This is a genomic window from Embleya sp. NPDC005971 (assembly GCF_040629175.1).
In the GTDB taxonomy this organism is placed as follows: domain Bacteria; phylum Actinomycetota; class Actinomycetes; order Streptomycetales; family Streptomycetaceae; genus Embleya.
In genome coordinates this window covers 1-12,936 of record NZ_JBEXUX010000026.1, presented here as the reverse complement: position 1 = coordinate 12,936, position 12,936 = coordinate 1, and the positions used below count along the sequence as shown (strand labels likewise).

Here is a 12,936-nt window from a genome sequence, read left to right as displayed (position 1 = left end):
CGTTCACCGAGTCCCGGCCGGCGGGTCGACGCGGTGTCGGACGCCGCCCCTACGGTGTGCGGATGAGCGCTTGGGACGGTATCGCGTGGCTGCGCGGGGCCCGCGAGTTCGAGTCGGACCGCTGTGTGACGTTCGCCCGGGGCCTGGAGCCGTTGGAGTTGCTGATCCGCCTGGGCTGCGACCCCGCCACGGCCGTGCCGATGGGGCTCGTCGACGCCACCGAGACCTACTTCGACACCGGCGTGGAGACCATCCGGGCGGGCACCTCGCGCGGATGGGCCTACGCCGTGGAGACCACGGGAAATCGGGGGTCCCGGCCCGGTGTCCTGGACGCGGTCTCCGCCGGCGCCGAGGCAATACTCGTCTACGCGGACATCAATCCGGTCGCGTACCTTCTCCACGCCGTGAACGGCGAGATCGTGTGCGGGTTCGAGGAAGACGCCCCCGACGACCGCATCGGAACGGACCCCGACCGGCTCCTCCCCCACTTGATCACCGCCGGACTCCTCGGCCCGGACGGCGAACCACCCGACGACGACGCCCCCGCGCGCGGATGCGCACTGCGCATGGCCGAGACCGTGTTCGGCCTCGACCTCCCCCACGACGCCGTCGTCCACGGGCTGCTCCTCGCCGCCGGACTGCGCGAAGGACTCTCCGACCCCCTGTTCGTCGACACCTCGCCACCCCAATCCATCCCCGACACCGGACCCATCACCCTGACGGTCACCGCCACCGGCCAACCACCCGCCGAGTAGCGACAACACGCCGCCGACCGGGCGGTTCCGGGCCGAACACGCTTCCTGGCTGGTCGTGTCGGCCGCACGGGGTCGCCGAGGAGGCGCTCGCGCTCTCCCCCGACGCTCCGGCCGCGCGGGCGGATCCGGCGACCTCCGCAATCCTGGGCCGGTCGGTGATGCAGTCCGGCGGCCCGGGGGCAGGGGTGTGTCGGTGTCGTGCTGCAGGATCACGTGCATGACGGACGGAATCGCCTGGCTCGCGGAGCCGCAGAGCATTGCCTTCGGCGGCTACAGCGTGACGCTGGCCCGAGGGCTCGGGGTCGAGGCGCTGACGGCGCGGATCGCGGCCTCGGCCCGGTGGTCGCAGCGGACGGTGGAACCGGTCGGGGAGCTCACCGGGGCCGGACTGGTCGAGGCGTTGGACTCGGAGTACGGCGATGCCTGGGACGGGATCGGGCTGCGGCTGGGGGTGAGCGGCGGGTGGACCTTCGCGGTGGCGTACGGGGGCTGGTTCGGGGAGTTCCGGGACGGTCCGGCGATCTCCGCGGACGGGGCCTCGGTCTTCCTGTTGGAGTACGAGGAGGAGAACGGCAAGCCGGTGCCGCCGACCTTCCACTACCACCGGGACGGCCGGACGGTGTGCTCGTTCAATCTGCACCTGGACGACTCCTGGGGCACCGGCCAGGTCGTTGGAGACCCCGAAGTCGCGGATAGGCTCAAGGAGTTGCTGAGCGCGGAAGGCTTGCCGGACAAGGAGCGAGCGAACCGCGAGGTGCACCGGACCATCCTGGGGGTGCTGGAGCGGCACTTCGGCCTGACACTCCCCCGGGCCCTGGTAGTGGACACACCGCTGCCGGCCGTCCTGCTCGCCGACCGGAGCGTGACTCCCTGATGGGTCGAACTGTCGATCGGGTGTCTCCGTCCGATTGGTGACCAGTGATGCGATGTGGGACGTCCCCCGGGCAACGAAGTGGCTCGGCCTGACACTTCGGGTCGTCAACCGGCCGAAAGACCGGGTCGGGTTCGTCGTCCTGCCCCGTCGTCGGGTGGCTCGCCAACAACAGGCTGCTTGGGTGCGGGAGCGGTCGAGGCCCCCACCTCGCTCGGGATGCGGCGGGCGTGGGGTCTGTGGCCGTAAGTCGGTGGGTTGCCGGCCTCGTTCTGGGGTCCCGGGGCGGGATCGGCCGAGGGAGGCGAGCACCGGGGACGATGCGCGGGCGGTGCCTCAGAACTCCCCGTGCCCACCGGCGGAACCCCCGCCGCGGGCAACGGCCGTGACGACGGTGAACAGCATGGTCGAACCGAGCCACAACAGGACTGCGGACGCATCGAGGGATATCGAGATGTCGGTCCTGCCGTCGCCGAAGTACACGTTCGACAGGCCCCAAACGGACGTGTCCTGGGCCAGGATCAGAGCGTAGACGAGTTCACCCACGACGGCCGCGACCCAGAGGGAGGCGGCGACGGAGGCCCCGACCCGAACGGCGGAGCTGTCGGAGTTGCTCATGGCGCAGGCGTCCTCTTTCCCGTGACGTGTCCGGCCGAGGGCTCGGGCACCACGCGCGGCCAAGCACGATTCGGCGAGACCGGCGTCCTGCCCGGGGGCGCGACCGATCGAATGGACCGAGGCGCACGACGCGCGGGGCACGCCCGGCGCAGAGGTGACGATGCTCCGGTAAACCCTAGGGCAAATCCCGCCCTACGCACAGGACTTCGGCAGTTCGTGAAGCGGACGGACAGGATCCGACCGGGAGCCTGCGGGGATGGCTCGTCGTGCACCGATGGAGCAGGGCAACCACCGCCGGATCCGTCCCGTACGCAGCACACGGCCCGACCATGACGCGCATCCCCCGAGAGAAGCGACTAGCGAGTCGGCCCCCTGAACAACCCTTCTCAGACCCCTCAGGTGATTGGTTTCCGCCTAGCGAAAGATCTCCGATGCGACCGGTCGACCGGACCTTGTCGAACCGGAATTCCGTCGAATCACGGGGCAACACGACAAAGGCAACGGCCGTACACGCGAGGAATGCGTACACGGCTCGCCTGAATGCGCGGAAGTCTCCGCGGATCGTAAGGAAGAACACGAAAATCAGCCGAGTCAGGTTTGGTGGTCACTGTGTCGGCCGTGAGCGCTGTCGACGCGGTGGAGCCCGGCGGTGTGGAGCAGATGCATCGCGTGGGTCTCGTGTTCGAGTCGGATCGCGGGCGGCGTTACGGCCGGCCATTCGAACTTCCGCTGGGCAGCGGATTCGGGAGTCACTGCCGGACCGCTTCCCGGGGAGGGTGGACCGCCCGCGCCCGAACCCACTCGGAAAGTCCGTACAGTTGGCGGGTTCGCTGGGGCAAGGGCGCGGTGGAAGCCTCGGGTTCGGACGACCGCCTGCGGCTCTCCGCCTCACGCGAGAGGTCAACAAGGAGAAGGATTCCGGCATGCTCGACGATCACCCGGGGTCGAGGTGCGGAGTTCGACGCAGTCCGCCTTGGCGGCCCCGTCAGTTCTTGTGGCGTTCCGATCTTGCTTGTCTATAATAGAATTACTGGGGAAATAGGCGAATATATTTAGGGAAATATGAGCGGCTTCCTTTTACCCAGCGACGGTAGGTCTTATGGATCGGGAAATGTTTGCCCAGCCGCCTTACGGCGTCAGCGACCCGCGGACGCGCCAAGGCGAGGTGCTCGCGTCCGCGCTGCTGGACGTGTACCACCGGCTGCGAGCGAGCACCTGTGCCGCCTATCTCCCGACGCAAGGCGGCCGGAGACTGGCCGCGTCCATGATCGTGGACTCTCCCCTGGGCTTCGGCATTCCGTCCGGTTTCGACATCGACGACTTGTCGTGGCCGACGACGCAGTCGTATCGAACCGGGAAACTGGTGGTCTTCGACGAGGTCGACATATGGGAGGGAGTACGTCGATCGCCGCATCGGTTTCCGACCAACATCACCTTCTCCATGGCGGTCGCCTCCGCGCCGATACGAACCGCACGGAACCGCTTCGGGACCATCGGAATACGCCTGGTACCGCCGAGGTCGGTCACGACCGAGGAGCAGGAGTACATGCAGGCGGTCGCCGACCGGCTGGCCGCCGATCTCGAGGAGTCGACCGGAGGGGAAGAGGCCGTCACGGCTCCCGCCGTTCCGGTGTTCATCCCCGCGGGACCGGAGCCCGCCGCAGGCGACCCGGACGTCGAGCGGAGGCTGCTGGAGGCCGTGGCGTCGGCGGCGGTCCGCAGCAGCCACCTGTACCAGGTCCAGCGGCTTGCCATGGATCTGACCGGTGCGGCGCAGGTCTCCGACATCCTCGCCCTCGCCCAGACCAGGGTTGTCCAGGCTTTCGGCGGCAGGGCCTCGGCGCTGTCCGTCGTCGAGGGGGAGCGGCTGCACGTGGCGGGGGCCGTCGGCCTGCCGCGCGAGGCGGTCCGCGACATCGAAGGGACGCCACTGTCCCGCCGCACTCCGGAGACCGACACGGTCGCCGCCTCCAGGGTCAGGCTCTTCGGATCGGGCGAAGAGGTGGAGCGGGCCTATCCGGGCGTCACCGTGAATCCCGGCCGGGGAGCACGCGGCTACTTCCCCCTGCTGTACGGCGGCCGGGTGATGGGTTGCTACACCATCGAGTTCGCCGGCTCGCGGCAGCCGTTGTCCGCCACGGAAACCATGCTGCTGAGCCTCCTGCTGGAGCAGGTGGCCCAGTCCCTGGGCCGGGCCCGGTCGCAGGAGGTCGAGCACGCCCTCACCCGCAGGATCCAGCACACCCTGCTGCCCGGGAGCCCGCCGCACATTCCCGAAGCGGTCACCACCGCCCGGTACTTCTCCGCGACCGACGGCGTGGCGGTGGGCGGTGATTGGTACGACGTGCTCAACCTGCCCGACGGAAGTATCGGGCTCGTGATCGGCGATGTGGAGGGCCACAACCTGGCCGCAGCAGCGGTGATGGGCCAACTGCGCAGCGTCGTACGGGCGTACGCCGCGGAGGGGCATGGCCCCGCCGTCGTGCTGGAGCGGAGCAATCGCGTTCTGTCGGGCCTGGACGCCAACCTGTTCGCCACGTGCTCCTGCATGTGGGTCGACGTGGCGACCGGCGCCGCCACCATCGCGAGCGCGGGGCACCCGGGACCTCTGGTCGGTGACGGCCGTGACGTGGCGCAGCCGGAACTCGCGGTCGGGCCGCCGCTGGGGGTCGACGCGCGCGCCGTCTACCGGGACACGGCGATCGAACTGCGTCCCGGATCGGTGGTGGCGCTCTTCACCGACGGCCTGCTGGAGCAACGCCGCCTGGGGTTCGACAACGCGGTCGTGCGACTGACCGGTCCACTCGCCGACAAGGGCGGCGAAGACCTCGAAGTGCTGGCCGACGCCATGGTCCACGCCGGCTCGGCGCGGGAGGCCGGCGGCGATGACGCGGCCCTGGTCCTGATGCGGTTCGAAGGCGCTCGGCCGCACGAGACGGCGCGCGTCGCCCGCATGTCGGTGCAACGGCACGACCTGCTCGGGGTCGCCCAGGCCCGCCGGTTCCTGCGGGACGTGCTGCGGCGGTGGTCGCTGCTGCCCATGCTCGACGACCTGGAGGTACTGGTCTCCGAGGTCGTGACCAACGCGCTCATCCACGCCCACAGCGAGGTGGACCTGAGGCTGCGTGCCTATCCGCACCGGATCCGGGTGGAGGTACGCGACAGCGATCCGTATCCCCCCGTACCGACCACGCTGCTCCAGGACGACGCACGCAATGTGGAGGCCGAGTCGGGACGCGGCCTGCTGATCGTCGACGCTCTGGCCACGGCCTGGGGCAGCTCGCCCGCGGGACGGGGCAAGACGACCTGGTTCGAGATCGGCGTGCACACGGACGGGCCGTAGGCACCGGGATCCGTCCCGGCGGGGCACCGATCGCGGTGATCCGGTGGGGTGGCCGGACGGTCCGCCCCAGGTGCCGGCGGGCCGGTTGCCGGACGCCGTCGCGACGAAGCCCACCGAATATGCCGCCTCGCCGAGGACCGAGCCGATGGCATGGGCGATGTCGCCGATGCGAGCCCCCGGTCGGGCAGCCGCGATGCCGGCGCTCAACGCGCGTTCGGTTGCGCAGGATGGCCGCGGCCTGCAACCGATCGCCACGCCCGCCGAGTTGGGCCGCCCGCTACACACCCGGTGGAAAGTGCATCCGGACCGAACAGTGCATGCCCCTCGACGGACCACGCCGGCCATGGCAGTTGATCCCGTGACGTGCCCGGCGTGGGTCTCGCTCCGTCAGGCCGGCTCGGCGGTGTCGCTCGGCGGCGCGGGGCGAGCGAGGAGCGTGCCGACTGCCTGGTCCAGCGTGGTGGGCGGGTGGCCGAGGACGCGGTGGAGGTCGTCCGTCTGCCGTTCCAGGACGCCGGATCGGACCTGGTCCTCCAACCAGCCCCGGGCACCGGGCGTGAGACCGTGCCGGCGAGTTCGGCTTGGACACCACCACTGCCGAACTCCTGCGCACCATCCGCGAATCCGGTGTGGAGAACGTCGCCGTCCCGCGATCGTGCGGATCGCACCGCGCGGGGCCTGTCGTTGACGACGCATCGGATCGGGGCAGCACGTTCCGGCTGCGGTTTGGGCCCATGTCGTCCGGGCCCGTTCATGCATGATGACAGGATGAACCACAGCGACCAGCGCTTCCACGTCATCGTGCTGTCGAACTTCGCGAAGGGCTTCGACAAGTACGCGTTCGCCTACGGTAAGGCGGGAATTCCGGAGAGTACCCATCCCGACCGGTTCCACCTGCTGACCCGTGCGGAGTTGGGAATCGGCATCGGCAAGGCAGGACGCCTGCTGGAACGTCTGGCCATTCCGGGCGATCGGCTGCTGGTGCTGGAAACCATGGTGGACCCCGACCAGTTGGTGCCCAACGTGTCGACCGGCCTCGGCACGGAACTGCACGAGGCTCGCATCCGGTTGTCGGCAGTCCACGAACTCGACCAAGCAGGCCACGAGTTCATTCTGCGCCCGACGACCGTCGAGGATGCGATGGCGGCCTCCCTGCACCTGCACGAATCGGCACAGCGTCGCTACGCAGACACGCGACCGCGCTCGGTTTCGCTTCTGCCGGTCGCCTCCGCCTGCCAAGCCCGGTGTTCGTTCTGCTTCTCCTCGGCTTCGATCTCCAGCGACCAGGCGCCGGCACGGGTCCCTTGGGACGCGGTCACCCACTGGCTGGAGCGCGCTCGTGCGGCGGGTGCCGAGCGGGCGGTGATCACCGGCGGCGGGGAGCCCACGCTCATACCGTTCGACCAGCAGCTGCGACTGGTGTCCGCCTGCGCGGCGGCCTTCCCGAAGGTTGTCCTGATCACCAACGCGCACACTCTGGCGAAGGGCCTACACGCCGACCGGGCCGGCCGCCTCGCGGCCCTGGGCGCGGCGGGCCTGAGCGTGCTGGCGGTCTCCCGACACCATCAGGACGACGCCGTCAGCGAGCGGCTGATGACGCTGCGCACGCCGGTGAGCTCGGTGATCGACACCTGGCGCGTGGGACGCGACCGCTGGCCGGGGCTGCGGATGAGGCTGATCTGCGTGCTCCAGCACGGCGGCGTCGCCGACGCGGCCGATGTCGCCGACTACCTTTCGTGGGCCGCGGCCCTCGGTGTCGACGAAGTCTGCTTCAAAGAGCTCTACGTGTCCACCAGCACCGAGTCGCTCTACTTCGACCGCGCCGCCAACGTCTGGAGCCGAGAGCACCAGGTCTCGCTGTCCGTGGTCACCAGGTTCGCCGAGCAGCACGGCCTCGAACCGGCGAGCCGCCTGCCCTGGGGCGCGCCGGTCTACCACGGCAACTGGGACGGACGGCCGATGCGGATCGCCGCCTACACCGAACCCAGCCTGCTCTGGGAACGCACCAACGGGATCGCACGCAGTTGGAACGTCATGGCCGACGGACGCTGCTACGCCTCCTTGGAAGACCGGGCCAGCGAGATCGTGGCGGAAGGTGCCACGGCATGAGGTTCGACGAGTTCCAGGAATACCGACAGCGGCAACTCGGTGCTTCCTCGTCGCTTCTGGACGCCGCCGAGACCAACGTGTACCGGGCGCTGGCTCCGATACGACCGGAACCGCCGACCGACACGAGTACGGTGCACCGATGCGATCTCGCCCGTGCCTGGCTGCGGCGCTTCGAACTGCCGGAAGAGTGGTCCCGCCACGCCATGGTCTGTCGAGGGGTCCGTCACGGGCTCGGCGTGGTGTTCCACTGGCTGCACGCCGCGCAAGCGCGGTTGTGGCTGCCCGGCGACGTGTATCCGGTGTACTTCGAGCTGGCCCGCGCTGCCGGCCTGGCGCCCGAGTCCTACCCGACGCTACCGGCGCCGGCCCTGCCGAGGTCGACGGCGGACCACCGGCCCGAATACCTGTTGCTCGCCAACCCCAGCAGGCCGCTCGGCCGGTACCTGTCCGATGCCGAGTGCGCCGCGGTGACTTCGTGGTTGCGGGTATCACCACGCCGTCGCCTGCTGATCGACAGTGTCTACGATCTGGGCGCCCCCTTCGCTGCGGGCACACGGCGATTGCTGGACACCGGTCGCGCCGTCCTGCTGCATTCGGTCACCAAGGGATGGTTGTGGCCACGCACGTTCGGCGTGGTCCTGCTGGGTCCGGCGGAGGCCGAATTGGCCGAAGCGTTCCGGGCGGATCCGCCGACTTCGGCACATCTGAGGCTCGCCGACCGTCTGCTGACCGAGCACGGCGACGTGCCCCGGCAGGTCGTCGATGAACTGGCCGCACGGGCCGAGCGACTGTTCGAACGGTTGCCGGACGAAGTACTCGGGGCGATTCCCCTGGCGAGCCGAACCTGTCCCGGCAACTACTTCTTCCCGGTTGGCATCCCAGCGGAGACGCTCCGGCGCGAGTGCGGCGTGCTCGCCATGCCGGTCGGCGTGTTCGGGGAAAGCAGTTGGTCCGGCTCGGTTCTGACCAGCCTTGCCGACGGTTTCGGCCCGACGCCGGCGGTGGCACGGTGAAACCACCGGAGCACCCGGCCGTATACGACGATGCGGACTTCCACGATCAGGAACTCGCCGCGCGGACCCACGACATCCCAGCGGGGCGTCCGTTCTCGCGCGCGCAGGGCGCCGGGCACGGGATCGTCCACCGGATACCGCAGGGCCTGACACCGGGCACACTCGATCCTGGGACCCGACGGCCAAGTCGCCGACGACCTCGAACCGTTCACACCATCGCTCTGCGCCGCGGCTCGGTCACCTCGGCGATCCGGGCCCTGGAGCGGTCCGCCGAACTCCCGGCCGGTCCCGCGCAGCACGGCCGGCGGCTTCTGCTCGCGGCCGAGTACGCCTTCCGGATCGGCCGGGCCGAGATCATGGGACGGCTCGTCACCGCGGCGACGCACGACCGACGTTCCGACTGCGTCGGAGACCCCCGCTGAGACCGCCGCGGGCCGGCGACCGCATGGGGTGGCCGGCCCGTGGCAGGGCGAACCTATGAGCCCCTGGCGCGTTCATCCCACCGGTTCGTTCGCTGCCTCGGTCGTTGTCGCGCTCCCCGCCGCCGTGTTCCGCCGCGCGGCGACTTCGGTGGGGGTCTCCCGCAACAGGATCGCGATCAGGATCGCCGCGCCGGTGAGCAGGGCCGCGCTGACGAAACCCCGGGCCGGGCTGTTCGACCGTTGCGTCCCGGTCTTCACCGGCCATCGCGTGACGTCCGGGGCCTCGTCGGCGTCACAGGCCGGCGGCGATGGCTCGGCGTACCGCGTCGGCGCGGTCGCGGATGCCGGCCTTGGCGAAGAGGTTGTTGATGTGGGTTTTGACGGTGGCCTCGCTGATGAAGAGTTTCTCGGCGATGGCCCGGTTCGGCAGGCCCTGGCCGATGAGGGTGAGGACCTCGCGCTCGCGGGGTGTGATGTCTTCGGGAAGGCTTTGCTTCGGTGCCGTGGCCCGGGTGCGGACGGTGGCCAGTAGCCGGTCTTGGACCTCGCGGTCGAGGACGGACTGGCCCGCGGCGGCGGCCCGGATCGCGCGGACGATGTCCCGGCGTCCCGCGTTCTTGGTGAGGTAGCCGCGGGCACCCGCGCTCAGCGCGGCCAGGATCGAGTCGTCGTCGGCGAAGGTGGTCAGGACGACGACGGCCACTCCGGGGTGGTCCTCGGTCAACCGGCGGGTTGCCTCGATGCCGTCGGTGCGGGGCATGCGCAGGTCCATGAGCACCACGTCCACCGGTCCCGCGGCCGCGGCGGCGAGCACCTCGTCCCCGTCCGCGGCGGCTGCGACGACGTCGATGTCCTCGGAGAGGGCGAGCACGGCCGCGAGCGGCTCGCGGACGGCGGCCTGGTCGTCGGCCACGACCACCCGCAGGCGCCGGGGCGCGTCGGTCGATCGCGGGTCGTGCCCTGTGGTGTCGCTCATCCCGGGATCACCGCCTCCACCTGCCAGCCACCTCGGTCCGGTCCCTCCGTGATCGGTCCCGTGGCGAGGGTTCCGCCCACCATGGCGATGCGCTCGCGCATTCCGATCAGTCCCATGCCGCTGCCTCCCCCGGCCGGCGCGCGGGTCGCGGGGCCATTGCGGATCCCCAGTGTCGTCGACGCCGCGGCGAACGTCACCCGCACCCGCACATCGCCCCCGGGCGCGTGCCGGGCGGCGTTGGTCAGCGCCTCCTGGGCAATCCGCAGCAGGTGCTGGGCCGTTCGGGCCGGTGGTTCGCGTACGGTGCCGGCGACGGTGAGCGCGTCCCGGTGACCCGACGACTCGATCATGGCGGTCAAACTCTCCAACAGCGGCAGCGCGTCCTCGCGCAGCGCGTGAACGGTCCATTGGGCCTGCTTCAGGCTCTCTTTCACCAGACTGTGCGCCCTGTCGTTGGCCTCGCGGACCCTGGCCAGGTCGCCCGTGTCGAGGAGGGCGTCCACCAGTTCGAGTTGCATGTTGATTCCGGCCAGCGAGTGCGCGAGCACGTCGTGCACGTCCCGGGCGATGCGGCTGCGCTCGGCCAGTGCGGCCGTGCGGGCCTCGGCGCGGGCGGCGCGCTCGGCGGATTCGGCGGATGCGAGCACGGCCTCCAGCGCCCGCTGCCGACTGCGGCTGACGATGCCCACCACCACCGGCAGGGCGATGGACAATCCGAGCCCCCAGGGCAACGCCTCGTGGCCCGGGCCCAGACGCAGGTACAGCACTCCACCGCAGAGCAGACCGGCCAGCGCGGCGAGCGGGACGGCCCGGGCGGGCGGGAGCCGGTAGCCGATGTGGCCGACGAGGAAGTATGCGAACAGGTAGCCGGTGCCGCTGCGGGCGGTGCCGATCAGGCAGGCAGCCGCGACGATGCCCAACGACATCCATACGACGGCCACACGTGCCGGGACTTTGTCGTCGGGAATGTTTCGGCCCAGCAGGAACAGCGAGTTGACCGCGACGAGGACGACGACGGCCAGGCCGTGACCGCTGAAACCCATCGGGCGGATGGTCGCGATACCCACGGCGACGACGCCCAGGCTGACGGCCCACTGCACCCGGGGATCGCTCCGGACCATCGCTCGCGGGCCGGGCTCCCGCCCCGAGGACGGCCCGAAGACGGGGACGCTCTCGGGTACGGGCACGGCGCGACCATATCCCACGGTCAGGCCACCCGGTCGAGGGACGACACGGAGCGCGCCGCGTTCGCCGACGGCCCGGGGGTCGCCATCCGGCTCCGTACGAAGATCGTGGCCACCCGCGTGACGACCTCGGTGAGCGCCATCAGCACGAACGCCGCGACCCATGCCTGGCCGGTGGTGATGTGGTGGGCGAGGCTGAAGCGGGCGACGTCGTCGGCACCGCCGTGGTCGACCCATACCTGGAACCCCATCCGCGCGCCCATGCCCAGCACCCACAACACCGCGGAGACCGCGCCGGCCTTGATCAGCAGATGCCCGCCGGCAAAGCGGATCCGGGTGAAGACGCCGCCCGCCACGCCGAGCGCGGCGCCGATCGCCATCAACGCGCCGATCAACACCGTGTCGTTGCCCGCGGTGGGAATCGAGTGGAGGTACTTGAACGCCACGAAACCCACGATCCCCAGCGGGAGGAGGAAGGTCTTGCGGTCGAGTCGGTCCTCGCGCAACTGCCGGAAGACGACGAGGACGAGGAGGATGTCGGTGATCCAGTCTGTGGTGGTCATGTCGCCAGACTGCCGCCGGCGCCCTTCTCCGCGCCTGGACCCATGGGTGGAACAACGGGTGGAGACGCGGGTGGACCCCTACGACCACCCCGACCCCGACCGGGCCGGGCCCCGCCACCGGTCGGTCGTACCGATCCGGCACAGCGCTCGCGTCGCCGGTCGGGCCGGACCGGAAGGCATCCGGACGCACGGAGAGGCGAGGCTGTGTCAGGGCACGCCGGACCCGCACTCCACGCCGCCGCATTCGACAGCCCCGACATCACGTGCCCGCAGCCACACCACCGACCGGAGCATCAAGACCGCGCCGGCCCGTCGGCGGGCGCCCCTGCGGGGGGAGCGGGTTCCGTGAGGTCGACGACGGTGTTGCCTCGGCGGGACCGGCGCGCCATGGTCGAATGACTGTCGGTATCCGAGGGGCTCGTCATGGGTGAGCACAAGAAGCCGAACGACAAGAAGCCGGACGACACGCCGCAACCGACCCCGGGCCAGGAGGGGCAGAACCCGGACGTGCACAAGCCCCGCGGCGGCGAGCACAAGAAGCCGTGACCGCCCACGAGGACGCCATGCACGAACTCGACGCGCAGGGCGCGTTCTCGCGGGCCCCGTGGGTACGCGAGGCGATGAGCGCAGTGCGGCGCGAGGCGTTCGTCCCCGCGGTGATCCGGCGCGACGTCGGCGACGTCTACCCCCGCGTGGACCGGCACACCGATCCCGCCGGATGGGCGGCGGTGGTGCACGGACGCGGGCCGGTGGTCACCCGGGTCGACGACGGCGCGAACGGCGCACACGGCGAGGTGGCGACCAGCTCGATCAGCGACCGCCTCGCCGTCGCGACACGTACTCGGCCAGTGCCCGGTCGATGCCGGCCACCGAGGGGTTGTGCCCCTTGCGCTTGCCGGTGGGGATGATCAGGTCGGGCCGGATCTGCTGTCGAGCCCTTCCGGTGTGGACCCGCGGATGTTCTCCCGCTCGGCACCCCGTGGGACATGGCAGCTCAGCCGGCGCGCGCGGTCCACCGCGGCGGCGTCCACAACCGGGCACCGGCGCCGCCGACCTGGATCAGCGTTCCGGTATGTCGATCC

The 12,936-nt window shown here is 70.5% G+C and carries 14 protein-coding genes and 1 pseudogene; 8 read left to right on the top strand and 7 right to left on the bottom strand.

Annotation, left to right across the window (positions count from 1 at the left end; genetic code table 11):
• Window positions 1-62 precede the first annotated feature (62 nt).
• Both ABZ374_RS22965 and ABZ374_RS22960 read left to right on the top strand, forming a co-directional pair.
• Window positions 63-755 (top strand): DUF6461 domain-containing protein, encoded by a 693-nt coding sequence (locus tag ABZ374_RS22965; protein ID WP_360313902.1) that lies wholly within the window; start codon window positions 63-65, stop codon window positions 753-755.
• Between the two features lie 217 nt (window positions 756-972).
• Window positions 973-1,629 carry a hypothetical protein gene (locus ABZ374_RS22960; RefSeq protein WP_360313900.1) on the top strand — a complete coding sequence of 219 codons (657 nt, stop codon included), beginning with the start codon at window positions 973-975 and terminating at the stop codon, window positions 1,627-1,629.
• Between the two features lie 333 nt (window positions 1,630-1,962).
• Here ABZ374_RS22960 and ABZ374_RS22955 read toward each other — a convergent pair whose 3' ends face one another.
• Together ABZ374_RS22955 and ABZ374_RS22950 are read right to left on the bottom strand one after the other, a co-directional pair.
• Window positions 1,963-2,244 carry a hypothetical protein gene (locus tag ABZ374_RS22955; protein ID WP_360313898.1) on the bottom strand — a complete coding sequence of 94 codons (282 nt, stop codon included), beginning with the start codon at window positions 2,242-2,244 and terminating at the stop codon, window positions 1,963-1,965.
• 175 nt (window positions 2,245-2,419) lie between these two features.
• The gene (locus ABZ374_RS22950; protein WP_360314085.1) at window positions 2,420-2,827 is read right to left on the bottom strand and encodes a glycosyltransferase 87 family protein; all 408 of its coding nucleotides are present in this window, start codon (window positions 2,825-2,827) and stop codon (window positions 2,420-2,422) included.
• Between the two features lie 528 nt (window positions 2,828-3,355).
• On the opposite strand from ABZ374_RS22950, the gene ABZ374_RS22945 reads away from it, so the two are divergent.
• Complete coding sequence (locus ABZ374_RS22945; RefSeq protein WP_360313896.1) at window positions 3,356-5,587, top strand: SpoIIE family protein phosphatase; 2,232 nt, start codon at window positions 3,356-3,358, stop codon at window positions 5,585-5,587.
• A 111-nt stretch (window positions 5,588-5,698) separates the two neighbouring features.
• Here ABZ374_RS22945 and ABZ374_RS22940 read toward each other — a convergent pair.
• Window positions 5,699-5,809: pseudogene (locus tag ABZ374_RS22940) on the bottom strand (type I methionyl aminopeptidase); the annotation flags it as partial.
• 246 nt (window positions 5,810-6,055) lie between these two features.
• Here ABZ374_RS22940 and ABZ374_RS22935 point away from each other — a divergent pair.
• From ABZ374_RS22935 to ABZ374_RS22925, 3 genes are read left to right on the top strand one after another with little or no spacing between them, the layout of a single operon-like run.
• Window positions 6,056-7,696, top strand: coding sequence for a radical SAM protein (locus ABZ374_RS22935; protein WP_360313894.1), 1,641 nt, complete (start codon window positions 6,056-6,058; stop codon window positions 7,694-7,696).
• Window positions 7,693-8,709 carry an aminotransferase class I/II-fold pyridoxal phosphate-dependent enzyme gene (locus tag ABZ374_RS22930; protein ID WP_360313892.1) on the top strand — a complete coding sequence of 339 codons (1,017 nt, stop codon included), beginning with the start codon at window positions 7,693-7,695 and terminating at the stop codon, window positions 8,707-8,709. The genes ABZ374_RS22935 and ABZ374_RS22930 overlap by 4 nt, the downstream gene beginning before the upstream one ends.
• The gene (locus ABZ374_RS22925; RefSeq protein ID WP_360313890.1) at window positions 8,706-9,131 is read left to right on the top strand and encodes a hypothetical protein; all 426 of its coding nucleotides are present in this window, start codon (window positions 8,706-8,708) and stop codon (window positions 9,129-9,131) included. Before ABZ374_RS22930 ends, ABZ374_RS22925 begins: the two co-directional genes overlap by 4 nt.
• A gap of 72 nt (window positions 9,132-9,203) precedes the next feature.
• Here ABZ374_RS22925 and ABZ374_RS22920 read toward each other — a convergent pair whose 3' ends face one another.
• From ABZ374_RS22920 to ABZ374_RS22905, 4 genes are all read right to left on the bottom strand, one after another.
• Window positions 9,204-9,389, bottom strand: coding sequence for a hypothetical protein (locus ABZ374_RS22920; RefSeq protein WP_360313888.1), 186 nt, complete (start codon window positions 9,387-9,389; stop codon window positions 9,204-9,206).
• 34 nt (window positions 9,390-9,423) lie between these two features.
• Entirely contained in the window at window positions 9,424-10,107 is a 684-nt protein-coding gene (locus ABZ374_RS22915; protein WP_360313886.1) for a response regulator transcription factor, read from the bottom strand.
• Entirely contained in the window at window positions 10,104-11,228 is a 1,125-nt protein-coding gene (locus ABZ374_RS22910) for a histidine kinase (protein ID WP_360314083.1), read from the bottom strand. Before ABZ374_RS22910 ends, ABZ374_RS22915 begins: the two co-directional genes overlap by 4 nt.
• 86 nt (window positions 11,229-11,314) lie before the next feature.
• On the bottom strand, window positions 11,315-11,854 hold the full coding sequence (locus tag ABZ374_RS22905) for a hypothetical protein (RefSeq protein WP_360313884.1): 540 nt from the start codon (window positions 11,852-11,854) through the stop codon (window positions 11,315-11,317).
• A gap of 423 nt (window positions 11,855-12,277) precedes the next feature.
• Between ABZ374_RS22905 and ABZ374_RS22900 the strand changes: the two genes are divergently transcribed.
• The gene (locus ABZ374_RS22900; RefSeq protein ID WP_360313882.1) at window positions 12,278-12,400 is read left to right on the top strand and encodes a hypothetical protein; all 123 of its coding nucleotides are present in this window, start codon (window positions 12,278-12,280) and stop codon (window positions 12,398-12,400) included.
• Window positions 12,397-12,762, top strand: a complete 366-nt coding sequence (locus ABZ374_RS22895; protein ID WP_360313880.1) for a hypothetical protein — start codon at window positions 12,397-12,399, stop codon at window positions 12,760-12,762. Before ABZ374_RS22900 ends, ABZ374_RS22895 begins: the two co-directional genes overlap by 4 nt.
• The last annotated feature ends 174 nt before the right edge of the window (window positions 12,763-12,936 follow it).

Excerpts from the sequence above, each read along its gene's own strand:
- ABZ374_RS22905 (WP_360313884.1), bottom strand. The coding sequence starts at position 11,854 with ATGACCACCACAGACTGGATCACCGACATCCTCCTCGTCCTCGTCGTC.
- ABZ374_RS22960 (WP_360313900.1), top strand. The coding sequence starts at position 973 with ATGACGGACGGAATCGCCTGGCTCGCGGAGCCGCAGAGCATTGCCTTC.
- ABZ374_RS22930 (WP_360313892.1), top strand. The coding sequence starts at position 7,693 with ATGAGGTTCGACGAGTTCCAGGAATACCGACAGCGGCAACTCGGTGCT.
- ABZ374_RS22945 (WP_360313896.1), top strand. The coding sequence starts at position 3,356 with ATGTTTGCCCAGCCGCCTTACGGCGTCAGCGACCCGCGGACGCGCCAA.
- ABZ374_RS22900 (WP_360313882.1), top strand. The coding sequence starts at position 12,278 with ATGGGTGAGCACAAGAAGCCGAACGACAAGAAGCCGGACGACACGCCG.
- ABZ374_RS22915 (WP_360313886.1), bottom strand. The coding sequence starts at position 10,107 with ATGAGCGACACCACAGGGCACGACCCGCGATCGACCGACGCGCCCCGG.
- ABZ374_RS22965 (WP_360313902.1), top strand. The coding sequence starts at position 63 with ATGAGCGCTTGGGACGGTATCGCGTGGCTGCGCGGGGCCCGCGAGTTC.
- ABZ374_RS22955 (WP_360313898.1), bottom strand. The coding sequence starts at position 2,244 with ATGAGCAACTCCGACAGCTCCGCCGTTCGGGTCGGGGCCTCCGTCGCC.
- ABZ374_RS22910 (WP_360314083.1), bottom strand. The coding sequence starts at position 11,228 with ATGGTCCGGAGCGATCCCCGGGTGCAGTGGGCCGTCAGCCTGGGCGTC.